Here is a 24,489-nt window from a genome sequence, read left to right as displayed (position 1 = left end):
GCTCGCCGGCCGCTGACCGTCGCTCGTCGCCCGCCGGCCGTTGCCCGACGGCGGTGCGGTCGTCCGCGGTGCGGTGACCGGCGACGGCGCAGCCCGGGATATTCATGATCGACCGCTGTCGGGCGTCGCCGACCGACCTGACACACTGGTGCCCGCTCCCAGCGCGGAGCCCCGGTCCGCGTCCGGAAGCGGCCCGGGGCACCCGCCCGGTGGTTCCGGTGGCGCCGCCGGAACCACCGGGCGCCTTCCGCCACCGGGCGCGGACCGGGTGACGAGCGCGGCGGCGGCGCCGGAGACCGACCGGACGGCGGGGCCACGGGCCGGCGGCAACCGACCCGACGGCCGCCCGGCGAGCGAACGGCAACCGACCTGACGGCCGCGCCGCAGGCGAATGGGGGCCGACCGGGGCCGGAGCGAGGACCGACCGGACGCCGGGCGCAACAGGTTCGACGACGACGTAGCCGGTCGGGTGGACAACGGCCCGAACCATGATCAGTTGTACGAAGGGATCGCGCCGGTCACAGCCGCCCCGCTACCGTACTGGTAACACGCGCGTCGCCGGTCCGGGCGGGAGGATCCCGTCCGGTGGCACGCGCCGGGCATGGGATGGGTCGGTGAGCCATGGCCGGGTCGCAGTCCGACGGACGGCTGTCGGAGGTCAAGTTTCTCACCGTCGCCGAGGTGGCGACGGTGATGCGGGTGTCGAAGATGACGGTCTACCGCCTGGTGCACAGCGGTGAGCTCACCGCGGTCCGGGTCGGCAGGTCGTTCCGGGTGCCCGAACACGCGGTGCACGAATACCTGCGGGGCGCCTTTCAGGAGACCGCCTGACCCTCGGGCGGACCGCCCGTCGGGGGCGACGTGACGGGCATCGACGGGGGCGCGTTGGTCCTGCTGACGCTCTCCGGCTACCCTGGACCCCGACCGTGACCGCAGGTGTGCCCTGCCGCTTACCCCGCTGGTCCGGTCCGTTGTCCGCAAGCGGCCGCCGGCGCCACACCGTGGCGTCAGCCGGTCGCCCCGCACGTTGCATCGAAAGGCTTTCGTATGGGCTCGGTGGTCAAGAAGCGCCGCAAGCGCATGGCTAAGAAGAAGCACCGCAAGCTGCTGCGCAAGACCCGCGTCCAGCGTCGCCGTCTCGGCAAGTGACCGGGGCCGGGCGCTGCCCGGCACCCGTCGTCACTTGCCAACTGTCGACCCTCGGAGGCTCAGGTGATCAGGCCGTGGATGTCCCGGCTCGATCCCGCCTGCCGGGGGAGGTGCGCGACATGACCCCCGGTGGCACCCCAGGTGCCCCGGGGGTCGTCGTCGTGACCGGGGTCGGCCGCTACCTCGGCGCGCACGTCGCCGCCCGGCTCGCCGCCGACCCGCGCATCGAGCGCGTCATCGGCGTCGACCCGCCGGAGCCGGGCGCCGAGTTCACCGACCTGCTCGACCGGGTCGAGCGCGTCCGCGTCGACGCCGGCTCGATCGGTGGCCTCCTCGCCGACCTCGACGTCGACGCCGTGGTCCACCTCGCCCTGGTCACCGCCCCCGATCCGCAGCACGGCGGGCGCGGGGCGATGAAGGAACAGAACGTCATCGGTACGATGCAGCTCCTCGCCGCCTGCCAGCGCGCGCCCCGGCTGCGCAAGCTCGTCGTCCGTTCCTCGACGGCCGCGTACGGGGCGTCGTTCCGTGACCCGGCGGTCTTCACCGAGGAGACCGAGCCGCGCGAGGTGCCGCGCGGCGGCTTCGGGCGCGACATCCTCGACATCGAGGGGTACGTCCGTGGCTTCCGCCGCCGGCGGCCCGACGTCACCGCCACCGTGCTGCGCTTCGCGCCGTTCATCGGCTCGACCGCCGACACCACGCTGACCCGCTACTTCTCCCAGCCGGTGGTGCCCACCGTGTTCGGGCGCGACCCCCGGTTGCAGTTCCTGCACTTCGACGACGCGCTGGAGGTGCTGCACCGGTCGATCGTCGAGGACCACCCGGGGACGTACAACGTGGCCGGCCCCGGCGTGCTCTCCCTCTCGCAGGCGATCCGGCGGGCCGGCCGGATCGCCGTGCCGGTCCTGGAGCCCGGCCTCTCGGGGGCCGTCGCGTTCGCCCGCAACCTCGGCTTCGGCCGCTACGGCCTCGACCAGGTCGACCTCTTCGTGCACGGCCGGGTCGTCGACACCACCCGCCTGGAGCAGGAGTACGGCTTCACGCCCCGCTCCACCGCCGCCGCGTTCGACGACTTCATCCGCGCGCACCACGGCGGCGTCGTGGTGACCCGCGACCAGTTGGCCGTGGCCGAGCACCTCGTGCTGGAGGGCATCCGGCAGGTCCGGGACGCCGTGCGGGAGCGCTCGTGAGCGGGCGGGAGGAGCGGCGCGACGGCCGGTACGACGTACCGCTGACCGTCGCCGCGCCGAGCGCGGAGCCGGCGCGGGCGAACGGACACCGCCGCGCCGCCACGACCGACGAGCCGGCCCGGGGTGCCGCCACCAACGAGCCGGACACCGCCGCGACCGACGAACCGGTCGCCGCCGGACAGCGGCGCTGGCCCGACGAGGCGACCGCCGCCGACGAGCGCGACGCACCGGCCTCCGCCGCCGGCGGGCCGGCCGGCCCGGCGGGGGGTCAAGCTGGCGGGGCCGGCGGTCGGGCGGCGGGTCCGGCGGTGCCGGACCGGCCGGGTGACCACTGGGACCGGCGGGTCGCCAAGGGGCTGGCGTTCCTGCGTCGCCGGCTGTCCGGGGACTACGAGGTCGACGAGTTCGGCTTCGACCCCGACATCACCGAGGCGGTCTTCCACCCGCTGCTGCGGGTGCTCTACCGGGACTGGTTCCGCACTGAGGTCACCGGCCTGGAGCACGTGCCCGCCGAGGGCGCCGGCCTGGTGGTCGGCAACCACTCCGGCACCGTGGCGCTGGACGCGCTGATCCTGTCGGCGGCCCTGCACGACCAGCACCCGGCCCGCCGCTACCTGCGGCTGCTCGGCGCCGACCTGGTCTTCCGGATGCCGGTGGTCTCCGAGATCGCCCGCAAGACGGGCGGGACGGTCGCCTGCAACCCGGACGCCGAGCGGCTGCTCGGCAACGGCGAGCTGGTCGGCGTCTTCCCGGAGGGGTTCAAGGGCATCGGGAAGCTCTACTCCGAGCGCTACAAGCTGCAACGCTTCGGCCGGGGCGGGTTCGTCTCGGCGGCGCTGCGCACCGGCACGCCGATCGTGCCGGTCGCCATCGTCGGCGGCGAGGAGATCTATCCGATGCTCGCCGACATCAAGCCCCTGGCGCGGCTGCTCAAGCTGCCCTACTTCCCGGTCACGCCCACCTTCCCGTGGCTGGGGCCGTTGGGCATGGTGCCGCTGCCGAGCAAGTGGCTGATCGAGTTCTGCCCGCCGATCCCCACCGCGCACCTGACGGACTCCGCCGACGACCCGCTGGTGGTGTTCAACCTCGCCGACCAGGTGCGGGAGACCATCCAGCAGACCCTGCACAGGCTGCTCGAACGCCGCCCGGACCCGTTCGGCGCGTGACGCTGGCGGCCGGCGGGCCGCGACCCGGATCCGGTCCGCGCGTCGGCCTCCCGGGCCGCCGGCTCAGCCGTTGCGGCGACGCCGGTGCAGCGCCATCCCGGCCGTGACCGCCCCGGCCAGCAGCCCGGCGGCGGCGGTGGACGGCACCGCGATCTTCACGGCGCGGCGGCCGGTGCGGAAGTCGCGTACCTGCCAGCCGCGCTGGCGGGCCTCCCGGAACAGGGCGGCGTCCGGGTTGACCGCCACCGCGCGGCCGACCGTGGAGAGCATCGGCAGGTCGTTGCTGGAGTCGCTGTAGGCGGTGCAGCGGGCCAGGTCGAGCCCCTCCACCGAGGCGAGTTGGGTGACCGCCTCGGCCTTGGCCGGGCCGTGCATCAGGTCGCCGACCAGCCGGCCGGTGTAGGCCCCGTCGACTACCTCGGCGACGGTGCCGATCGCGCCGGTGAGGCCGAGCCGGGCGGCGATCACCCGGCCGATCTCCACCGGCGCGGCGCTGACCAGCCAGACCCGCTCGCCGGCGTCGAGGTGCTGCTGGGCGAGCCGGCGGGTGCCGCCCCAGATCCGGGGCGCCATCAGCTCGTCGAAGATCTCCTCGGCGAGGCGTTCGACGTCGTCCACCCGCCAGCCCTCGATGAACGCGAGCGCGGCCTCCTTGGCCTGCGACATGTCGCCGGCGTGCTCGGTGGCGAGCACCCGGAAGCGCATCTGCTGCCAGGCGAACCGGGCCAGGTCCATGGTGGTGAAGTAGTTGCGCGCGGCGAGGCCGCGGGCGAACCAGTAGATCGACGCGCCCTGCATCATCGTGTTGTCGACGTCGAAGAAGGCCGCCGCGGTCGGATCGGGCTGCGGCGGCGTGAGCGGCGCCTGGTCCGTCTCCGCCCAGCCGGCGGTGTGCCCGTGGGCGTCGGTGCTGACCGTCACCTTTCGGCTGCGGGCCACGCGACCTCCCTCCGCTGCCGGCGCGACGTGTGCCTGCCGAGGGTATCCGGACGCGGGTTGCCGGCGACCGCCCGGCGGGTGAACTGTGGCGGGGACGGCTCGCCGACCTGGTCAGCGGTCGCCGGGACAGCTGGTCGGCGTCGGGCCGAGGGTGTCGCTGCCGGCGGGGGCCGGCAGACCGCACGCGATCGCCGCCCGGAGGGCGTCGGAGCGCTTGCGGACCGCGTCCAGCAGGGCCAGCGAGCGGCGGGTGCGGTCCCGGTCGGCCCGGCTGCCCTCGTCGAGCAGCCCGCCCACCGCCTGCCGCTGCCCGGTCAGGAAGGAGTTGACCGCGTCCAGCGCCGCCGGGTCGGAGCGCTGCACCGCGGCGGTGGTCAGCAGGCGTACGCCCTGTCGGGTGTCCGCGTCCATGTCGTCCAGCACGGCGCTGTAGCCGCCCCGGTCCCCGCGCAGCGCGGCGGCCTCGGCCAGCCGGGTGCGGGCGAAGTCCAGGAAGAGCTGGCCCCGGCTCATGTCCGAGCTGGCGAGGGCGAGCTGGGCCCGTTCCGTCGACCGCTTCATGCCGTACAGCGCGTCACCGGGGACCGCGTTCTCACTCGCGGCGGAGATGCCGGAGAGGGCGATCGCGCCGGCCGCGACGCCGACCAGGATCGCGCCCCGGGCACGGGCTCGTCGGGCGGTGACGGCGGGTAGCAGCCGGCGGCCGGTCTCGGCGGCGGCCGGCTCCGCCGCGGCGGCGACCGGTGTGCCGATGCCCTCGCGTTCGGCCGTGGCCAGCAGCATGGCGCGCAGCCCGGTGCGGAACTCGGGGTCCACCTCGACGGCCGGCGGGGCGGCGCCGAGCCGCTGCCCGACGGCGACGAGCGCGGCGAGCTGGTCGTCGGCCCGGGAGCGGACGTGGTGTCGTCGGCCGCCGTTGGCCTCGTCGAGAAGCTGCGCGAAGCGCTCCGCGCGCCGACGGGAGAAGAGGTCGCTGTCCACCGCAGGCACCTCCTCTCGCTGGTCACGGCCGGTCGGCCGCTGTCTTCGCCAGCGACCGGTGACGGCGTGACGCCACGGACGTACGCCGTGGCCGGCCGCGCCGTGGACCTGGAGGCCCGGGGGTTGCCGGGGCTACCACCGGTCGCACCCGGAGAAACGGTCCGAACCAGGCATGGGTTACGGGGCCGGCGGGGCCGAAATCACGGAAAGTGATTGCCGTCACGGGCCGGAGGCGGCGCCGGGCCGGGCGGACGTGGATCGACGACGGTCGGTACCGCGCACGGGACTACGGCTGGAAGCCGTCGGGCAGCAGCCGGGCCAGCGCCCGCACCGCGCGGTACTGCAACGCCTTGATCGCGCCCTCGTTCTTGCCCATCGCGCGGGCCGTCTCGGCCACGGAGAACCCCTGGAGGAAGCGGAGCACGATGCACTCCTGCTGCTCCGGGTTGAGCTGCTTGACGGCGGTGAGCAGGGCCACGTTGGTGATGTGCTCGACGACCGCCGCCTCCGGGCTGCCCTCGGGCCCCCGGTCCTCCCGGTCGGCGTCCAGGACGTCGCCGGTGGTCACCTCCAGGCGGTAGCGGCCGGACTTGAAGTGGTCGGCCACGAGGTTGCGGGCGATGGTGACCAGCCACGCGCCGAGGTCCCGGCCCTGCCAGGTGAAGCTGCCGATCCGCTTGAGGGCGCGCAGGAACGTGTCGGAGGTGAGGTCCTCGGCGAGCTGGCGGTTGCCGACCCGGAAGTAGACGAACCGGAACACGGTGTCGACGTACCTGTCGTAGATCAGCCCGAACGCCTCCGACTCGCCGGCCTGGGCGCGCTCGACCAGGGCCCAGACCTCCGTCGCCGGGTCGGACGGGTCCGGCCGGCTGGGGTAGCCCGTCGAGGTGAGGGGGGCGGCGGCAGCCGCCGGCACCGCCGGGATGACCGCCGTCTCCTCCGACGTCGTCGACTGTTCCGTCGTGCGGCGGCCCTGCGCCGGCATGGTGGGCCGGGCCGGCGCGGCGACCCGGCTGCCAGCGGGGCTGGCGTTGCCCCCCGGCGTCGCGGGGCGTGGCGGCGGCTCGTTGTGGTGCGGCCGGTGGCGGGTCCGGCTGGACGCGCCGTCGCTCCGGCCCGTCAGGCTGCCCGTGTCGTCCAGCGGGCTGCGCGCGGCCGGCCGCTCGTTGACCGGGGCGCGGCTGGCCGGAGTGTGCAGGCCGAGTGGTCGTTCCGCGTAGCCGAAGGTGGTCACCGCGCCGCCTCCGTTCCGCCGGCGACCGGTCGCGCGGGTCGGCGCGTCGGTGCCGCGCCCGGGCCGGGGCGGCCGGGCAGGGCTGGCTCGGGGTGTGCCGACGGGCGGCAGATCCCCTTGAGGTGCTGGTCCAATGCGCTCACAGGCACGGGGGCCTCCTCGGGCTGAGGGGTGTCGACTCACGGCAAATGGGGTGAGCCGACCCGAGTGATGATAGGGCCAACGTCACCCGCGCGTGGCAAGTCCGTTACACAGGGCGGAAGTATTTCCCGCGGCGTCGCACAACTGGCGGACCCGTTGTCCGTCGTGTGCGGTTGACTTTCGAATCCCGGCGTGATCGTGAATGTATTTCCAGGTCAGCGGCCACGCGGGTCGACGCGGGAGGGTGCCGCGGCCCGAGGGTCGACAGAGGACCGCCCGGCCCCGTGGGGCGTGCCGGCGTGTCCCGTTGACGGGACTGATCCGTTGCGTCGGTCCCCTGCGGATCGTCCTGCCGGCGGGACTCGGCGCCGCCGGCCCCTGTGGCTGCCCCGTCCACCCGGGAAGCGTCGCGGGGGCATGGCCCGCGCCCCGGTGCTGTGCCAGACTCAGCCACCGTGCAGGACGCAACCGACAGCACCGCGTCGAACCTCGCCGACCGGCTCCGCCGGGCGGCCGTCGCCCACGGCGACCGAGCCGCGCTGCACTGGCGCGAGCGGACCATGACCTGGTCCGAACTGGACGCCTCCGTGACGAAGGCCGCCCGGGCGCTCGCCGACCTGACCGGCGACGGGGCCGGCGGTGCGGTGGGACCGTCCGTCGGCGGCGCCCGGGCGGACGTGACCGGCGACGGGGCCGGCGGTGCGGTGGGGCCGTCCGTAGGTGCCCTGGCGGACGTGACCGGCGGTGCCGTGGGGCGGTCCGCCGCCGTCGACCGGCACCCGCCCCGGGTGGCGATCGCGCTGGGCAACACGCCGGACTTCGTGGTCGGTTACCTGGCCGCGCTGCGCGCCGGGCTGGTGGCGGTGCCGGTGAACCCCGGCCTCACCGCCCCCGAGCTGCGGCACGTGCTGGCCGACTCCGGCGCCTCGGTGCTGATCGGCACGCGGCGCGTCCGGGACCTCGTGGCCGGCGTCGCCGGGGAGCTGCCCGCGCTCACCGCCGTGTACGACGCCCCGCCCACGGCCGACGGCGGGGGCCAGTCCGAGCAGCCGGGACAGCTGCGGCGACACGGCCACCCGCAGTTCCCGCGCCGGGGCGGCGACGACCTCGCGGTGCTGCTCTACACCTCCGGCACCGAAGGTCGGCCGAAGGGCGCGATGCTCACGCACCGGGCGCTGGCGGCCAACCACGAGCAGGTGGGCCGCATCGACCCGCCGGTCGTGGGCCCGGGCGACACCGTGCTGCTCGCGCTGCCGCTGTTCCACGCGTACGGGCTCAACTCCGGGCTCGGGGCGGTCGTCCACCACGGCGCGACCGGGTTGCTGGTCGACGAGCCCGGCCCCGACGCCGGGCTGGCCGAGATCGCCCGTCACCGGGCCGGCGTGCTGGTGGGCGTACCGTCGATGGTCGCCGCCTGGTCCACGGCGGACGCCGACACGCTCGCCGCGGCGATGGCGTCGGTGCGCCTGGTGGTCTGCGGCGCGGCGCCCCTGGAGCCGGCCGTCGCGGCGCGCTTCACCGAGGCCACCGGGCACCCGGTGCACGTCGGGTACGGCCTGACCGAGACCGCGCCGGTGCTCACCTCCACCCTGGTCGGCGGCGAGCCGAAGCCCGGCTCGATCGGCCGCCCGCTGCCCGGCGTGGAGCTGCGCCTGGTCGCCACGGACGGGGCCGACCTGTGGCGCGACGGCGTGCCCGAGCCGGACGACGACGCCGACGAGCTGGACCTCTCCGACCTCGCGCCGGGCACCGACCCGGGGCAGATCGTCGTGCGCGGCGCGAACCTGTTCGCCGGCTACTGGCCCGACGGCCGGGGCGGCCCGGACGCGGACGGCTGGTGGGCCACCGGCGACGTCGGGTACGCCGACTCCGACGGCGACCTCTTCCTGGTCGACCGGATCGGCGAGCTGATCCTGGTCAACGGGTTCAACGTCTACCCGCGCGAGGTGGAGCTGGTGCTCTCCGCCCACCCGGGCGTGGCCGAGTCGGCGGTACTGGGTGTGCCGCATCCGCGGAGCGGCGAGACTGTCCGGGCGTACGTGGTGCCGGCGCCGGGGCGTTCGGTCACCGGCGAGGAACTGCTCGCCCACTGCGCCCGCAACCTGGCCCGGTTCAAGTGTCCGACGGCCGTCGAGTTCGTCGACGAGCTGCCGCACTCGGTGATCGGCAAGGTACGCAAGACCCTGCTCCGGCCGGCGTCGCCCCCGGCGGCCCCGGCGCCGTCCCCGGCGGCGTCGCCGGAGAACCGCCCGCCGGCCCCGGCCGACACCAGCACGACGGAGGAGACCGATGCGTGAGCCCCGACTCACCCTGATCACCCGACCCGACTGTCACCTCTGCGAGGACGCCAAGGCCGCGCTGGACCGGGTGGTGGCGGTCACCGGGGACCGGTGGACCGAGAAGGACGTCACCGACGACATCGAGCTGGAACGCGAGTACGGCGACCGCCTGCCGGTGGTGCTGCTCGACGGCAAGGAGCACGGCTACTGGCGGGTGGAGGAGGAGCGGCTGCTGCGGGACCTGACCACCCCGCAGCTGTAGGGCCGCCCGTTAGGGTGCTGCGATGACCTCTGCGCGCCCCCACCTGGTCTGGGACTGGAACGGCACCCTGCTCAACGACCTCCATCTGGTGGTCGCCTCCACCAACGCGGCCTTCGCCAGCGTCGGCGGTCCGTCGGTGACCGCCGACGAGCACCGGGTCAGATTCCGCCGCCCGATCGCCGACTACTACGCCGAGGTGCTCGGCCAGGCGGTCGACGACGAAGAGTTCGGCCGGCTGGACCGGATCTTCCACGACGCGTACCGGAACGGGCTGACCACCTGCGAGCTGGCGCACGACGCGACGGTGGCGATGGCGGCGTGGCCGGGCAGCCAGTCCCTGCTGTCGATGTGGTTCCACGAGGAGCTGGTGCCGACCGTGCGGACGTACGGGCTGAGCGGGCACTTCGTCCGGGTGGACGGGCTGCGGGCGACCGTCGGCGGCGACCGCAAGGCCGAATCCCTCCGGGCGCACCTGGCCGAGCTGGGCGTGGACGGCCGGGACGTGGTGCTGATCGGCGACTCCATCGACGACGCCGACGCGGCCCTCTCCGTGGGCGGTCGGGCGGTCCTCTACACCGGCGGGTTCACCGACCCGGCCCGCCTGCGCGCCTCCGGCCACCCGGTCGCCGACACGCTCACCGAGGCGGTGACGTTGGCCGCCGCCGTGTCCTGACCTCGACCGCCGGGCCGGGCGGGGGCTGCCGTCGCCGGGCCGCCGCCGTCGCCCGGGCTGCCGCCGGGGCCGGGCTGCCGTTGCGCGGCCGGGCCGCTGTTGCGGGGCCGGGCCGCTGTTCCGGGGCCGGGCCGCCGGGCCAGGGCCGGGCCGCCGGGCCAGGGCCAGGGACGCCGCCCGGGACCCGCGACGCGCCGGGCCAGGGTCAGTTGCGCAGGTAGGCCAGGACGGCCAGCACCCGGCGGTGCTGCTCCGTGTCGGGCGGCAGCCGGAGCTTGGTGAAGATGTTCCGCACGTGCTTCTCCACGGCGCCGTCGGTGACGACCAGGGTCCGGGCGATCGCCGTGTTCGAGCGGCCCTCGGCCATCAGGCCGAGCACCTCCCGTTCGCGTGGGGTCAGCTCGCGCAGCGGGTCGTCGCGGCGGCGCCGGGCGAAGAGCTGGCCGACCACCTCGGGGTCGAGCACCGTCCCGCCGGCGGCCACCCGGTCCAGCGCGTCGAGGAACTCGTCGATCGCGGCCACCCGGTCCTTGAGCAGGTAGCCGATCCCGCCCCCGCCGCCGCCGGTCGTGGCGAGCAGGTCGTCGGCGTACGACACCTCGACGTACTGGGAGAGGACCAGGATCGGGGTGCGGGGCACCAGCCGGCGGGCCTCGACCGCCGCGCGCAGCCCCTCGTCGGTGTGCGAGGGCGGCATCCGGACGTCGACGATCGACACGTCCGGCCGGTGCGTCACCACCGCCGCCACCAGCGCCTCGCCGTCGGCGACGGCGGCCACCACCTCGTGGCCCCCCTCGCTGAGCAGCCGGACCAGCCCTTCCCGGAGCAGGACGGCGTCGTCCGCGATCACGATCCGCATGGTCCCGATGTCTACCACGTCCGGATCACAGCGGGAGTTCGGCGCGGATCTCGGTGGGCCCGCCCGTCGGGCTGGTCACCGAGAGCCGGCCACCGGCGGCGCGGACCCGGTCGGCGATGCCGACCAGCCCGTGCCCCTTGGCCAGGTGGGCGCCGCCCTGGCCGTCGTCGCCGACGCCGACCTCCAGCAGCCCGTCGCGGCGGGCCACGGTGACCTGGCACTCGGTCGCCCGGCTGTGCTTCGCGACGTTGGTCAGCGCCTCGGCGACGACGAAGTACGCGGTGCTCTCCACGGCCGGGTCGAGCCGGCCGGCGGGGCTGGCCAGCTCCGGGTCGACCCGCAGCTCGATCGGGATCAGGCCGCGCCCGGCCAGCGCCGCCAGCGCGCTGGGCAGGCCCCGGTCGACCAGGATCGGCGGCGCGATGCCCCGGGACAGGGCGCGCAGCTCGGCGAGCGTCTCCCGGGTCTGGGTGACCGCCTCGTCCAGGGTGCGCCCGGCGGCGTCCGGGTCGGTGGCGAGCTGTTGGCGGGCCCGGCTGAGGTCCATGGCGAGGCGGACCAGGCGCTGCTGTGGCCCGTCGTGGATGTCCCGCTCCAGCCGGCGCAGCGCGCTCGCCTCGGCCGAGACGGCGGCCCGCTTCTGCTCCTCCAGCACGGTGATCCGGTTGCGCATCTCGGCCACCCCGGTGAGCATGGCCCGGCCGAAGCCGGCCTGGAGCAGCGCGCAGCCACGGGCCACGATCGGCAGGGTGATCAGGAAGAACAGCCCGATCGCGGTGTGCAGCCCGATCCGGGCGACGGTCGAGTTGCCCAGCCCGAGGAGCTGGGGGAGGCCGACGTCCTCCGGGTCGCCGTGCGGCAGCGCCCAGTCGTACGCCCAGTAGAGCGTGCCGGCGACCGCGCCGGCCCACCAGACCAGCGTGACCACGAAGGTGATGATGGCCACGATCAGCTTGAGGATGCCGTGCGCCAGGTCGAGCCAGGACTGCGCGTCCCCCATCGGCACGAAGATCCGCCGCCAGGCGCTCGCCCCGGGCTCGGGGAGCCGGTACTGCGGGCGGATCCGGGACTGGCGCAGGACGGCGGGGAGGCGCAGCCGCTCGATGTCGGCCAGCCCCCGGGCGGCGTACAGGGTGCCGCTGAGGACGGGCAGGCCGATCACCGTCACCACCAGCCCCAGGCCGGCGGCGAGGCCGACGATCAGGACCACGAAGCTGGCCAGCGCCAGCGGGAGGCCGAGCAGCACGTAGCCGGAGTCCAGGAGGAGCTGTCGGGAGATGGTCGGCGCCGGCACGGGCTGGTCGACGGCGGCGGGTACGGCGGTCATGCCACGAGGCTAGGCAGCGCGGGGGTGGCGGACCCATCCCGTCGGCCGGCCTCTCCGGCGTAGGGCTGTCCCTACCGCGACGGTGGTCGGCGGCGCCGCCGTCACCGACGTGACGTAATCGGCGGCGAGCCGCGCTCGCGCGATTGGTCAGAGAAGTCGTAATTGAGCAATAATCGCCGAGCGGCGCCGGCGGAGGCCGCTGGATCGATCTTGCGGAATGGAGGGCCAGGTGAAGCCGCGTCGCGAGCTGTCAAGATCGCGATTTGTGCACGCCTTCACAAGCGCCTACTCTGTAGTTCCGACGCGCCCTGCTAGCACAGCCGGCATTCTCGGTCGCCAGCGGGAGTCCCGAAACGGCCGGCCGCTGGAGCTGGCCGAGGATCGCACCGCACGGAGTCTCATGAGTCAGCACCGTCACCCTGGCGCGCCCGGTCGCGCCGGTGCCGTACCGGCGCTCCCGGACCTGCCCGAGGCGACCGTCGCGCGGCTCCCCGAATACCTCCGTGCCCTGCACAACCTCGCCGAAACCGGCCACGAGACAGTCTCCAGCGAGGGGCTGGCCAGCGCCGCGGGCGTCAACTCCGCCAAGCTGCGCAAGGATCTCTCACACCTCGGGTCTTACGGCACGCGCGGCGTCGGCTACGACGTGGCGCTGCTGGTCGACCAGATCGAGTTCGTGCTCGGGCTCACCCAGCGCCGGGCGGTCGCCCTGGTCGGCGTGGGTAACCTCGGTCACGCCCTGGCCGGCTACGACGGCTTCGCCAGCCGTGGCTTCCGCATCGCCGCCCTCTTCGACGCGGACCCGGAACGGGTCGGCGAGGAGATCAACGGGCTGGTCGTCCGGCACGTCGACGAGCTGCCCCGGGTCGCCGCCGAGGAGTCGATCGCCATCGGCGTGATCGCGACCCCGGCACCGGCCGCCCAGGCCGTCGCCGACCAGCTCGTGGCGGTCGGTGTGACGAGCATCCTCAACTTCGCCCCGTGCGTACTCTCGGTTCCGGAAGGGGTCGACGTGCGCAAGGTCGACCTCGCCATAGAGCTGCAGATCCTGTCCTTCCACGAGCACCGCAAGGCATCGCTGACCGCGCTCCCCGCCACCGGGGGGTCCGCCCTCACGGCCCTGCCGGGCGGGCTCGCGGTCACCGACACCCAGGAGGCGATCGGCACGTGAAACTGCTCGTCGTCGGCGCGTCCTACCGCACCGCTCCCGTCGCCACGCTGGAGCAGCTCGCGGTCCCGCCCGCAGACCTCACCCGCACCCTGGACCGCCTGGTCGCCCAGCCGTACGTGACCGAGGCCGTGCTCGTCTCCACCTGCAACCGGGTGGAGGTCTACGCCGCCGTGTCCGGCTTCCACGGCGGCCTCGGCGACATCTGCGCGGTGCTGGCCGACCAGGCCGGCTGCCAGCCCGCCGCGCTCGCCAACCACCTCTACGTGCACTTCGACGCCGCCGCGGTCGACCACGTCTTCCGGGTCGCCGCCGGGCTCGACTCGATGGTGGTGGGCGAGGCCCAGATCCTCGGCCAGCTCCGCGACGCCTACCACTCGGCGACCGGGGCCGACACGGCCGGTCGCCTGCTGCACGAGCTGATGCAGCAGGCGCTGCGGGTCGGCAAGCGGGCCCACGCGGAGACGGGCATCGACCGGGCCGGCCAGAGCGTGGTGACCGCCGCGCTGGAGCTGGCCGCCGGCCACCTCGACGGTGACCTGGCCGGCCGCCCGGCCCTCGTGGTGGGGGCGGGGGCGATGGGCTCGCTGGGCGTCGCCACGCTGTCCCGGCTGGGCGCCGGGCCGCTCACCGTCACCAACCGGGGCGCCGACCGGGCCGTCCGGCTGGCCGAGGCGTACGGCGCCAGCGCGACGCCCATGGCGGAGCTGACCACGGCGCTCTCCACAGTGGACATAGTAGTCGCCGCCACGGCGGCCACCGAGGCGGTCCTCACCCGCGAGGTGGTCGGCCGGGCGCTCGCCGGGCGCGACCCCGGCCGGGGGCCGCTGGTCCTGCTCGACCTCGCGGTGCCGCGCGACGTGGAGGCCGGCGTCGCCGAGCTGCCCGGCGTCGAGGTGATCGACATCGACCGGATGGCGACGCTGCTCGCCGACGGCCCCGCCGCCACCGACGCCGCCGCCGTCGAGCGGATCGTGGTCGGCGAGGTCGACGCCTTCCTCACCTGGTTGCGCGGGGCCGACGTGGCGCCGACCGTGGCCGCCCTGCGCGGCCGCGCCGACGACGTGGTCACCGCCGAGCTGCGCCGGCTCGCCCAGCGCCGCCCGGACCTCACCGACGACCAGCGCGCCGAGGTCGCCCGGACGGTGCACCGGGTGGTCCAGCGCCTGCTGCACCAGCCCACCGTGCGGGTCCGCCAGCTCGCCGCCGAGCCCGGCGGCGACCAGTACGCGGCCCTGCTGCGCGAGCTGTTCGACCTCCAGGTGCCGCAGACGTCACCGGTCGACAGCGTCCCCGACGTCGTGGACGACGACGTCGTGCCACTGTTCGGTCTCGCCGACTTCCCGCCGTCGGCCGGCCCGGCCGACGTCCCGCCCACCGGAGGTGAGCGATGAGCACGCCCCTGCGCCTCGGTACCCGGGGCAGCAAACTGGCGATGGCGCAGTCCGGCCACGTCGCCGAGGCACTGACGGCGGCCACCGGCCGCCCGGTCGAACTGGTCGAGGTGGTCACCGCCGGCGACCGCTCCACCGCGCCGGTGCACCGGCTCGGCGTCGGCGTCTTCGTCTCCGCGCTGCGTGACGCGCTGACCGCGGGCACCATCGACTTCGCGGTGCACTCCTACAAGGACCTGCCCACCGCGGTGCCCCCGGGGCTGCACGTCGCGGCGGTGCCGCCGCGACAGGACCCGCGGGACGCGCTGGTCGCCCGCGACGGCCGGACGCTCGCCGAGCTGCCGCCCGGCGCGCGGGTGGGCACCGGCGCGCTGCGCCGCACCGCCCAGCTGCACGCCCTCGGGATGCAGCTGGAGGTCACCCCGATCCGCGGCAACGTCGACAGCCGCCTCGCGCGGGTGCTCGGGCCGGAGGCCGATCTGGACGCGGTCGTCCTGGCCCGGGCCGGGCTGGCCCGGCTCGGGCGGACCGACGTCATCACCGAGACGCTCGATCCGATGCTGATGCTGCCCGCCCCCGCCCAGGGCGCGCTGGCGGTGGAGTGCCGGGTCGACGACACCGACATGGTGGAGCTGCTCACCCTGCTCGACCACGCGCCGTCCCGCGCCGCGGTCGTCGCGGAGCGGGCGCTGTTGGCCACCCTGGAGGCCGGATGCTCCGCTCCGGTCGCCGCCTACGCCGTCATCGCCGAAGGCGAGCCAACCGGCTCGGAAGGCGGCACCGGCGAGGAGATCTACCTGCGCGGGGCGGTGATCAGCACGGACGGGACGAGAGACCTCCGGCTGTCCCGCACCGGAACGCCCGCCGACGCGGCGGAGATCGGCAAGGCACTCGCCGCCGAACTCCTCGACCTCGGCGCCGACTCGATCCTCGGCCAAGAAGGACACGCCGGCCCGGGGACCCAGCAATTTGGGAGCACAGAATGACCCGCACCCGTAAGCCCGTAGGCCGTATCGCGTTCGTCGGGGCCGGTCCCGGCGACCCGGGCCTGCTGACCCGCCGGGCGCACGACGCCCTGGTCGACGCCGACCAGGTGGTGTACGACCGGGGAGTCCCCGAGTCGCTGCTCGACGCCGTCCGCGCCCAGGCCAGGTCCGACGCCCAGTTCACCCCGGCGGAGGGCGCGCCGGGTGACGTGGCGAAGGTGCTGATCTCGGCGGCCCGGTCCGGGCTGAACGCGGTGCACCTGGTCGCCGGAGACCCGTTCGGCCACGACTCGGTGGTCCGGGAGGTGCAGGCGGTCGCGCGTACCGCCGCGCACTTCGAGGTGGTGCCGGGCGTCGGCCAGGCCGAGGGCGTGGCGACCTACGCCGGCGTGCCGCTGCCGGGCGTACGCACGGCGGCCGACGTCGAGGACGTCAGCACGCTCGACTTCGACGCGCTCGCCGCGGCCGTCGGCCGGGGCTCGCTCGCGCTGGCCGTGGACGCCGGCGACCTCGCCGCGATCCGGGACGGGCTGCTCGCCGCCGGGGTGGACGGGGCCACCGGCGTCGGGGTGACCGGGGACGGCACCGGCGAGACGCAGTACACCACCACGTCGACCGTGGACTCCTTCGTCGCGGCGGCGCTCGGCTTCACCGGCCGCGTGGTGCTCACCGTCGGCGAGGGCGTGGGCCAGCGGGACAAGCTGAGCTGGTGGGAGAACCGCCCGCTGTACGGGTGGAAGGTCCTCGTGCCCCGCACCAAGGAGCAGGCCGGCGTGATGAGCGCCCGGCTGCGCGCGTACGGGGCCATCCCGTGCGAGGTGCCGACGATCGCGGTCGAGCCGCCGCGCACCCCGGCGCAGATGGAGCGGGCGGTCAAGGGCCTGGTCGACGGCCGGTACGCCTGGGTGATCTTCACCTCGGTCAACGCGGTCCGGGCGGTCTGGGAGAAGTTCGCCGAGCACGGCCTGGACGCCCGGCACTTCGGCGGCGTCAAGATCGCCTGCATCGGCGAGGCGACCGCCGACGCGGTCCGCGCGTTCGGCATCCAGCCCGAGCTGATCCCGTCGGGCGAGCAGTCCTCCGAAGGGCTGCTGGCCGAGTTCTCGCCGCACGACGAGATCCTCGACCCGGTCGGCCGGGTGCTGCTGCCGCGCGCCGACATCGCCACCGAGACCCTCGCCGCCGGGCTCACCGAGCGGGGCTGGGAGGTCGACGACGTCACCGCCTACCGCACGGTGCGCGCCGCTCCGCCGCCCGCCGAGATCCGCGACGCGATCAAGTCCGGCGGCTTCGACGCGGTGCTCTTCACCTCGTCCTCCACCGTCCGGAACCTGGTCGGCATCGCGGGGAAGCCGCACGCGCGTACCGTTGTTGCGGTGATCGGGCCCAAGACGGCGGAGACCGCGACGGAGTTCGGCCTGCGGGTCGACGTCCAGCCGCCGCACGCCTCGGTCCCCGACCTGGTCGAGTCGCTCGCCGCCTACGCCGTCGAGCTGCGCGAGAAGCTCGCCGCCATGCCGGCGAAGCAGCGCCGCGGCTCGAAGGTGCAGGGGCCGACCGCCCTGAGGTTCCGGTAGTCGTCGTAGCAGGAGGCCCGTGATGCCGTACCCCGAGATCCGGCCCCGCCGGCTGCGCCGCAACCCGGCGATCCGGCGGCTGGTGTCCGAGACCCGCGTCGACCCGGCCGAGCTGGTCGTGCCGATGTTCGTCAAGGAGGGGCTGACGGAGCCGCGGGCGATCGCGTCGCTCCCGGGGGTGCTCCAGCACTCCCGGGACTCGCTCCGCAAGGCCGCCGCCGAGGCGGTCGAGGCGGGCGTCGGCGGCATCATGCTCTTCGGGGTGCCGGAGCGGCGGGACGCCACCGGGTCCGGCGGGATCGACCCCGGCGGCATCCTCAACGTCGCGATCCGTGACGTCGTGGCCGAGGTGGGCGACGCCACGGTCGTCATGAGCGACCTCTGCCTGGACGAGTTCACCTCGCACGGGCACTGCGGCCTGCTCACCCCCGGCGGCGAGGTGGACAACGACGCCACGCTCACGGCGTACGCCGAGATGGCCGTGGCCCAGGCCGCCGCCGGGGTCGGCGTGGTCGGGCCGTCCGGGATGATGGACGGCCAGGTCGGCGTGGTGCGCGGGGCGCTCGACGCCGCCGGCCACCAGGACGTGGCGGTGCTGGCCTACGCCGTCAAGTACGCCTCGGCCTTCTACGGCCCCTTCCGCGAGGCGGTGGAGTCGGCGCTGGAGGGCGACCGGCGCACCTACCAGCAGGATCCGGCGAACCTGCGCGAGTCGCTGCGCGAGGTCGAGCTGGACGTCGCCGAGGGCGCCGACATGGTGATGGTCAAGCCGGCGCTGCCGTACCTCGACGTGGTGTCGGCGGTCCGCGCGGCGGTCGACGTCCCGGTCGCCGCCTACCAGGTCTCCGGCGAGTACGCCATGGTCGAGGCCGCCGCCGCGAACGGCTGGATCGACCGCGAGCGGATCATGCTGGAGACGCTGACCTCGATCCGGCGGGCCGGCGCGCAGATCATCCTCACCTACTGGGCGGTCGAGGCCGCCCAGCTGCTCCGCCAGCGCTACTGACCGTCCCGCCGGTGCCGCCTGCCGGCCCGGCCGCCCGGTGGCGTCCGGTCGCGCACCTCCGGTGCCCGGCCGCGCCGGTCAACCGAGGCCCGCACCCCCGGTGCCCGGCCGCGCCGGTCGAAAGAGGCCGTGAGCCGGGGCCGTGAACGGCGACGGTCCGCCGGCCCGGTGCTCCCCGGCCGGCGGACCGTCGGAACGGACCGTCGGGCGACGTCAGTCGTCGTCGGTGATGGTGCCCACCGCGACCGGGTCGGCGAGGCGCAGCCCCGGCACGCCGGCCACCAGCAGCGTCAGCTTCTCGTCGGCCTCCCGCTTCCGGTCACCGCGCACGGTCACCGGGAACACCACCGACGTCTGCCCGGCCGCGAGGACCTTGCAACCGACGTACGGGTCGTAGTCGGCGCCGGCCTGGGCCGTGGTGCCGTACGTGGTGGCGCAGAGCAGCACCGGCTGGGACAGCGGCCGGGACACGGTGGCGGTGAAGGCGAGCTGCCGGGTGCCCTTGTCGCCCTCGACCACCGACACGTCGGCGACGCTCAGCGCCGCCCGCGAGCGGAACCGGGCCACCTGCGGGTCGTGGTCGCTGGAGCCGCGCGTGCCGTCACCGGCGTGCTCGGCCGGCCAGTCGGCGTTGATGTGCGCCGCCCGCATCTGCACCAGGTCCCGATGCAGCGCGCCGTTGACGAACAGGTGGTCCAGCGTCTGCGCCTGCCCCTCGAAGCTGTACGAGTAGGCGGACGACGGCGCGTCGGCGAGCAGGTCGTCCCAGAGGTTGCGCAGGCCGGCGGCGTAGAGCGGCCCGAGCTGGTCCGACGGGGTCGGCTGGTCCGCGGTGGCGATCGGGTCGTCGGGGCGGGGGAAGACGTTCAGGTCCCCGCCGTACACCACCCGCGCGTGCGGGTCCGCCGCCTCGATGGCGGTGACGATCGCGGCGCCGTACGCGGCCTGCTCCCGGCGCTGCCCGACCCGGCTGTCCGGCCCCGACGAGTAGTGGTTGCTGGCGGCCCACAGCGTGTACCGCTCGGTGGACCCGGGCGCCGCGGCGACGGTGAACCTGCCGAGCTGCGGGGCGCGGGTGAAGACGTTGTTGCCGTCCTTGCCGGTGGACGTGTCCACGTCGGCGGGGAGCACCGCGTTGAGCGCCTTCGGGTTCTGCACGTCGGCGTTGCCCGGCAGGCCCGCACCCCGGTACGCCACCGTCGGCGCCGAACCCAGCAGCGGGTCGCCGGCGGTCGCCTCGGCCAGCGAGACCCGGTCGGTGCGGTACAGGAACGCCGCGGTGATGCCCCGCGCGTCCGCGCCGCTGCGGTCGTACGCGGCGGCGTAGGCCGGGCCGCCGTTGGCCGCGATCGTCAGCGCCAGCTCCTGCAGGCTGTCCGGCGCGCCGTCCGCGTCGTCCGTGGTGCCGCAGACCAGTTGGCCGCCCGAGACCGAGCAGATGTCCTGGTCCTCGGTCTCCTGCACCAGGATCAGGTCCGGCGAGTGCAGGTCGGTGGTGATCTGGTCGGCCAGCGCGGCGAGCTGCTCGCGGTACTCCTGCTCGCTGCCCGGGACGTAGTCGAACGGCGGGCGCACCCCGGTGCAGCCGGCGTTGCCGGCGAAGTCGCAGCCGTCGAACGGGTCGTCGCGGTAGTCGTACAGGTTCTCGACGTTGTAGGTGGCGACCGCCAGCTCCTCCGACCGGTTGGCCGGCTGCGGCGGGTGGTTCGCCGACGGGTCGGCCCCGCCGGTGAACGCGGCCTGCTCGACCTGCACGCCGTACTTCTCGAACGAGTAGTAGAGCCCGCCGACCGCGTCGGCGGTCAGCGTGTCGAAGGTGCGCGCGGGCGGGAGCAGCGCGCCGCTGTCGCCCGTGGCGCCCTTGACGCCCATGCTGCCGAGCAGGATGCGCTGGCCGTTGCCGTCGTCGAAGCGGCGGGTCGGGTCGTTGTCCAGCGGGTGCGCGTCCCGGAACACGCGGCGGGCGTACGGGTCGGCGCGGTCCAGCAGCGGGTCGTCCCGATCGATCACGAAGATCTCGCCGTCGGCGGTGGAGGCGAAGACGTTGCGGCCGCTCACCGCGCCGCTGCCGGCCCGCACCCGCAGCCGGGCGCCCTCGTGCCGCTCCCAGAACCGCTGCGCGTCGGCCACCTCGACCGGCGGCACCGCGTCGGCCACCTCGACCTCGGCGTCCACGTCGACGCCGGAGGCGAGCTTGCGGACCAGCGACGCGCCGGAGAGCTGGGTGAAGTTGTAGTACTCCGAGACGCGGGCGCGCAGCACCACCTCGTCGCCGACCGTCGGCACGTAGCCGCCGATCAGCGAGGTGAACGAGCCCATGAAGACGAAGATGCCGTCCGAGCTGGTCGGGTCGCCGTCGGTCGCGCCGGAACGGCTCTGCAGGAAGAAGCCGTGCTGGTCCCGGCCCGACGAGTCGCGGGCCAGGGTGCGCTGGGTGATCACGCCGCGCACGTCGTACAGCGTGCTGCTGGTCCCGTTGCCGGACGCCGGCGCGAGCGGGGACCGGTCGGCGGGCCCGGACTCGCCGTCGGTGGTCGGGCCCTGCACCTCGCCGACGGTCAGCTCCCGGGTGACCTGCACGGCCAGGGTGCAGGTGGCGGTGTCGCCGTCCGCGTCGGTCGCGGTCACCACCACGGTGTACGCCCCGGCGGCCAGGTCGGCGCTCGCGCCCACCGTGGCGCGGGCGGTGCCGCCGACCGCGTCGGCGGGGGTGACGGCCGTGCGGCTGACGGAGCCGGCGGCCGGGGTCGGGCTGACCGAGGTGACCGCCACGTCGACGATCCGGTCGTCGGGGTCGACGGCGGTGACCTCCCGGGTCGCCGCCGTGCCGGCCGGGGTCACCAGGGCCGGGCCGCAGGTGAGGGTCGCCGGCGCGTCGACGGGGCCGCCCCCGTCGACGGTGTGCGCGCCGAGCCCGTCGAACGTGTCGACGGGGAAGCCGACCCACTGGGCGGCCGGGTCGAACGCGTCGGAAGGGTCGGTGTCGCCGGCGGTCACGGCGGCCGACCGGCGCAGCGTGTTGTCGGCGGTGCTGGTGACGCCGGTGCCCCACTCGGTGCCCGGGTCGACGCCGACCTGGCCGATCGAGTCGAGCACGGTGCCGCCCCGGCGCAGCACGATCGCGTCGTCGCCGTTGAACAGGCTTGCGGTCGTGGTCTGGTCGGCCCGGTCGAGGATCCCGGCCGCGGCCGAGGCGGAGGCGAGGACGAAGGCGTCGCCGGCCGCGACGGTCCCGGTCAGCGCCAGGTTCGTCGCAGTGGTGGAGCCGTTGAAGTACAGCTGGAGCTGGTATCCGCCGGCGGCCAGGTCGACGGCGGCGCCGGTGCCGTTGAACAGCTCGATCGCCTTGTTGTTCGACGAGCCTTCGACGTACTCCGAGATGAACAGGTCGGTGGGCGCGGCGCTGGCCGCGGTGGGTGCGACGCCGACAGCCGCCACGGTTACGGCGGCGGTGGCGGTCGCGAGCGCGGCAAGGGTGCGGCGCGGGCGCATGAGGCCTCCACGATGGGTGGACGGGGGAACTAACGCACGTTAAGGGGCGTTGCCGACCCCCGTCCATCCCCCACCGGAGGCGTTTGGTGAACTCTCCGGTCAACGCCCGGCGTCGAGACGGTGCACCAGCTCTGCCACGTCGACGCTGTATTCGCACCACTCGCGGTCCGGACGGTAGCCCAGCTCGGCGTTGACCTTGAGCATGGCCTCGTTGGCCTGCGCGTTCCAGGTCTGCACCTCGGTCAGCTCCGGCTCCGCCGAGCGCAGCTCCAGCAGCATCCGGGCCTTGATCGCCCGGTCGATGCCGTAGCCCCGGTGGTCCTGCACGACGATGGTGTCGTACTGGTCGGCGCGGGTGGGATGCTGGGCCGGCACCACCACCTCGGTCAGGCCGGCCACCTCCCCGGTCTGCTCGTGGCGGGCGAGCACGATGTAGGGCTTCATGCCCCGCCGGTGCAGGCAGTCCAGGCTGTCCCGCAGCCGCTGCGGGTCGTAGGAGCTGGGGCGCAGGTCGCCGTCGTCGACGTCGCGCACCTCGGCCTTGGCCCGGGCGTACGCCTCGATCAGGTCGTCCGGCGGGCCGCCGGGGCAGAACTCCAGGTGGTAGCCCGCGCCGATGCCGGTGGCCATCTCGGCCAGCTCGGCCCAGTCCACCCCGGACAGCTCGAGCACGCTGCGGGTCTCGACGTATTCCTTGGAGAAGCCGAGCGACTCGTAGAAGGCGACGGCCGGCGTGTCGCCGACCACCTCCACCCCGATCGACCGGAAGCCCTCCTGGTAGACCCGACGGGCGGCGACCAGGACGAGGTCACGGCCGAGCCCGCTGCGCCGCTGCGAGGGGTGCACCAGCACCTCCAGCACGCCGATGTCGCCGAGCAGGAGCACGTTCACCTGGCCGAGGATCGCCCCCGGCGGCCCGTCGGCGGTCGGCCCCGCCTGGGCGACCCAGCAGATCCGCCGCTCGCCGGGCATGACCTCGGAGAGGTATTCCCGCAGGGAGCTCTCCCGCCACGGCGGATCCCGCGGCAGATCTGTCGCCAGGACCGCGTTCAGCGTGTCCAGCAGCGACGCGATCTCGGCGGACGACGCGGTCCTGGGGTCCCACTCGCGCACCATCACCTGTCTAGCTTGCCGGTAACGGCTGCCCGGGGGAAGTGTCCAGTTCTCCAATGTATGCGGACGATCACTTCACGTGCGGCTGGCCTGCCCGTAGCGGTTGGCGGTGTCGAAGACGTCCTGGGCGTACTGGCGGACGTCGTTGTAGGACAGGATGGCGTTCCACCAGTCGGCCGGGATGGTCAGGTTCCGGCCGCCCTTGCAGAGGTAGTTGCCGGCGGCGAGGGCGGCGTCGTCCAGGTCGTGCGGGTCCTTGACGCCGTCGTTGTCGGCGTCCGCCCCGATCTCCTGCCAGGTGGTCGGGATGAACTGCATCGGCCCGATCGCCCGGTCGAAGGTGGTGTCCTTGTCCAGCCGGCCGCCGTCGGTGTCGGGGATCCGCATCCGGTTGCCCTGCCCGTCCAGCGGCAGACCGATGATCTCCGGAAGCGCCTTGCCGTCCTGGCCGAGCCGGGCGTTGTTGGCCTGCCCGTGCCCGGACTCGACGAAGCCGATCGCCGCCAGCGTGGTCCAGCTCAGGCCGCAACTGCGGTTGGTCTGGGCGAGCACCAGCTCGGCGTAGCCGTACGCCTGCATGGCGACCGGCGAGATGCCGACCTTCGGGCCGACCTCGGCGGCCCAGCCGGCGAGGGCGTCGGAGGGCCGGCCCGTGGTCACCCCGCCGCCGGCGGGACCGGTCGGCACCGTGCCGAGCGGCGGAACCGTCTCGGTGGGCAGCGGCAGCCCGCCGGGCAGCGGATCCTGCGGGGCCCCGGTCGGCGTGACGGAGGCGGCGTCGGCGACCGGGCGGGGCGCGCGGGCCGTCGCCGGCACCAGCAGCGCCCCCGCCGCGGCGGTCGCCGCGACCAGCGCCAGCAGGAACACCCCGGGCAGGGTCAGCCGCCCGCTGGGCCGCCGCGACCAGTCCCGGGTCGCGCGGACCGCGGTCGCCGCCATCCGGTGCGGCGGCAGGCGTACGGCGTGCGCGAACGGCACCCGACGCCGCCGCGCCCGCGTGGCCGCTCGGTCGGCGGGCACGTCGACCTTCGTCGTCGCGAGGTCGGCCCCGCCCGCCGGCGTCGACCCGGCGGAACCGTCCCCGGAGCCGCCGGCCTTCGCCGTGCCGCCGGCCTTCGTCGTGTCGGTGGCCGTGCCGCCGGCCTTCGTCGTGTCGGTGGCCGTGTCGCCGGCCTTTGTCGTGTCGCCGGTCTTCGTCGCGTCGGTGGGTGTGCCGGCGGGCTTGGCCGCGTCGCCGGTCTTCGCCGCGTCGGTGGGTGTGCCAGCGGGCTTGGCCGCGTCGCCGGGCTTCGCCGCGTCGGTGGGCGTGCCAGCGGCCTTGGCCGGGTCGGCGGGTGCGCCGGTTGCGGCGGGCGTGCCGGTGGTGTCGGCGGGCTTCGCCGGGCCCGTGGGCCTGTCGGCGGGCTTCGCCTCGTCGGCGGGCGCGCCTGCTGCTGCGGGCGTGCCGGTGGTGTCGGCGGGCTTCGCCGGGCCCGTGGGCGTGCCGGCGGGCTTCGCCTCGTCGGCGGCCCGCCCGGGGGCGACCGCCGGGGCCGGGCCGGCCGCCCGGG

General features: G+C 75.0%; 20 protein-coding genes and 1 pseudogene. 13 read left to right on the top strand and 8 right to left on the bottom strand.

Annotated features, from left to right (window positions below; genetic code table 11):
- Positions 1–103 precede the first annotated feature (103 nt).
- The 5 genes and pseudogenes from ACWENR_RS12245 to ACWENR_RS12225 form a co-directional block, all read left to right on the top strand.
- Positions 104–244 (top strand): annotated as a pseudogene (locus ACWENR_RS12245) (ABC transporter ATP-binding protein); the annotation flags it as partial.
- 377 nt (positions 245–621) lie between these two features.
- A complete protein-coding gene (locus ACWENR_RS12240; RefSeq protein ID WP_007465625.1) occupies positions 622–831 on the top strand; it encodes a helix-turn-helix domain-containing protein in 210 nt (69 codons plus the stop codon).
- A gap of 216 nt (positions 832–1,047) precedes the next feature.
- Entirely contained in the window at positions 1,048–1,149 is a 102-nt protein-coding gene (locus ACWENR_RS12235) for a 30S ribosomal protein bS22 (protein ID WP_007465623.1), read from the top strand.
- Positions 1,150–1,268: 119 nt separating this feature from the next.
- A complete protein-coding gene (locus ACWENR_RS12230; protein ID WP_452277052.1) occupies positions 1,269–2,342 on the top strand; it encodes an NAD-dependent epimerase/dehydratase family protein in 1,074 nt (357 codons plus the stop codon).
- Positions 2,343–2,650: 308 nt separating this feature from the next.
- Positions 2,651–3,508 carry a lysophospholipid acyltransferase family protein gene (locus tag ACWENR_RS12225; protein ID WP_452277072.1) on the top strand — a complete coding sequence of 286 codons (858 nt, stop codon included), beginning with the start codon at positions 2,651–2,653 and terminating at the stop codon, positions 3,506–3,508.
- Between the two features lie 63 nt (positions 3,509–3,571).
- On the opposite strand, the gene ACWENR_RS12220 is transcribed toward ACWENR_RS12225, so the two are convergent.
- From ACWENR_RS12220 to ACWENR_RS12210, 3 genes are all read right to left on the bottom strand, one after another.
- A complete protein-coding gene (locus tag ACWENR_RS12220) occupies positions 3,572–4,447 on the bottom strand; it encodes an HAD family hydrolase (protein ID WP_452277051.1) in 876 nt (291 codons plus the stop codon).
- Positions 4,448–4,558: 111 nt separating this feature from the next.
- Positions 4,559–5,428 carry a DUF5667 domain-containing protein gene (locus tag ACWENR_RS12215; RefSeq protein ID WP_452277050.1) on the bottom strand — a complete coding sequence of 290 codons (870 nt, stop codon included), beginning with the start codon at positions 5,426–5,428 and terminating at the stop codon, positions 4,559–4,561.
- 286 nt (positions 5,429–5,714) lie between these two features.
- Complete coding sequence (locus tag ACWENR_RS12210) at positions 5,715–6,662, bottom strand: ECF subfamily RNA polymerase sigma factor, BldN family (RefSeq protein ID WP_452277049.1); 948 nt, start codon at positions 6,660–6,662, stop codon at positions 5,715–5,717.
- Positions 6,663–7,258: 596 nt separating this feature from the next.
- Here ACWENR_RS12210 and ACWENR_RS12205 point away from each other — a divergent pair.
- Genes ACWENR_RS12205 through ACWENR_RS12195 form a run of 3 tightly spaced genes read left to right on the top strand, consistent with a single transcriptional unit; the run spans position 7,259 to position 10,017 of the window.
- Positions 7,259–9,100, top strand: a complete 1,842-nt coding sequence (locus ACWENR_RS12205) for an AMP-binding protein (protein WP_452277048.1) — start codon at positions 7,259–7,261, stop codon at positions 9,098–9,100.
- The gene (locus ACWENR_RS12200; protein WP_452277047.1) at positions 9,093–9,344 is read left to right on the top strand and encodes a glutaredoxin family protein; all 252 of its coding nucleotides are present in this window, start codon (positions 9,093–9,095) and stop codon (positions 9,342–9,344) included. The genes ACWENR_RS12205 and ACWENR_RS12200 overlap by 8 nt, the downstream gene beginning before the upstream one ends.
- Before the next feature lie 22 nt (positions 9,345–9,366).
- The gene (locus ACWENR_RS12195; protein ID WP_452277046.1) at positions 9,367–10,017 is read left to right on the top strand and encodes an HAD family hydrolase; all 651 of its coding nucleotides are present in this window, start codon (positions 9,367–9,369) and stop codon (positions 10,015–10,017) included.
- 205 nt (positions 10,018–10,222) lie between these two features.
- On the opposite strand, the gene ACWENR_RS12190 is transcribed toward ACWENR_RS12195, so the two are convergent.
- Complete coding sequence (locus ACWENR_RS12190; RefSeq protein WP_452277045.1) at positions 10,223–10,876, bottom strand: response regulator; 654 nt, start codon at positions 10,874–10,876, stop codon at positions 10,223–10,225.
- Positions 10,877–10,901: 25 nt separating this feature from the next.
- Positions 10,902–12,203, bottom strand: a complete 1,302-nt coding sequence (locus tag ACWENR_RS12185) for a sensor histidine kinase (protein ID WP_452277044.1) — start codon at positions 12,201–12,203, stop codon at positions 10,902–10,904.
- 400 nt (positions 12,204–12,603) lie between these two features.
- Here ACWENR_RS12185 and ACWENR_RS12180 point away from each other — a divergent pair, with 400 nt between their 5' ends.
- From ACWENR_RS12180 to hemB, 5 genes are read left to right on the top strand one after another with little or no spacing between them, the layout of a single operon-like run.
- Positions 12,604–13,374: a redox-sensing transcriptional repressor Rex gene (locus ACWENR_RS12180; RefSeq protein ID WP_452277043.1), complete on the top strand. Its 771-nt coding sequence runs from the start codon at positions 12,604–12,606 to the stop codon at positions 13,372–13,374.
- Complete coding sequence (locus ACWENR_RS12175; RefSeq protein ID WP_452277042.1) at positions 13,371–14,765, top strand: glutamyl-tRNA reductase; 1,395 nt, start codon at positions 13,371–13,373, stop codon at positions 14,763–14,765. Before ACWENR_RS12180 ends, ACWENR_RS12175 begins: the two co-directional genes overlap by 4 nt.
- Positions 14,762–15,751, top strand: a complete 990-nt coding sequence (hemC, locus tag ACWENR_RS12170; protein WP_452277041.1) for a hydroxymethylbilane synthase — start codon at positions 14,762–14,764, stop codon at positions 15,749–15,751. Before ACWENR_RS12175 ends, hemC begins: the two co-directional genes overlap by 4 nt.
- Positions 15,748–17,328, top strand: coding sequence for a uroporphyrinogen-III synthase (locus ACWENR_RS12165; protein ID WP_452277040.1), 1,581 nt, complete (start codon positions 15,748–15,750; stop codon positions 17,326–17,328). The genes hemC and ACWENR_RS12165 overlap by 4 nt, the downstream gene beginning before the upstream one ends.
- Positions 17,329–17,350: 22 nt before the next feature.
- A complete protein-coding gene (gene hemB, locus ACWENR_RS12160) occupies positions 17,351–18,334 on the top strand; it encodes a porphobilinogen synthase (protein WP_452277039.1) in 984 nt (327 codons plus the stop codon).
- 213 nt (positions 18,335–18,547) lie between these two features.
- Here the strand turns inward: hemB and ACWENR_RS12155 are convergent, their stop codons facing one another.
- The 3 genes from ACWENR_RS12155 to ACWENR_RS12145 form a co-directional block, all read right to left on the bottom strand.
- Positions 18,548–21,826, bottom strand: coding sequence for a lamin tail domain-containing protein (locus tag ACWENR_RS12155; RefSeq protein ID WP_452277038.1), 3,279 nt, complete (start codon positions 21,824–21,826; stop codon positions 18,548–18,550).
- Between the two features lie 99 nt (positions 21,827–21,925).
- Positions 21,926–22,942 carry a GNAT family N-acetyltransferase gene (locus ACWENR_RS12150; RefSeq protein ID WP_452277071.1) on the bottom strand — a complete coding sequence of 339 codons (1,017 nt, stop codon included), beginning with the start codon at positions 22,940–22,942 and terminating at the stop codon, positions 21,926–21,928.
- Positions 22,943–23,014: 72 nt separating this feature from the next.
- Positions 23,015–24,489: lytic murein transglycosylase (locus ACWENR_RS12145; RefSeq protein ID WP_452277037.1), on the bottom strand; the 1,475-nt coding region annotated here is incomplete at its 5' end.

The organism is Micromonospora sp. NPDC004336 (assembly GCF_053602615.1).
The sequence above is the reverse complement of the archived record's forward strand: the minus strand, read 5'-3'. Positions and strand labels throughout refer to the sequence as shown.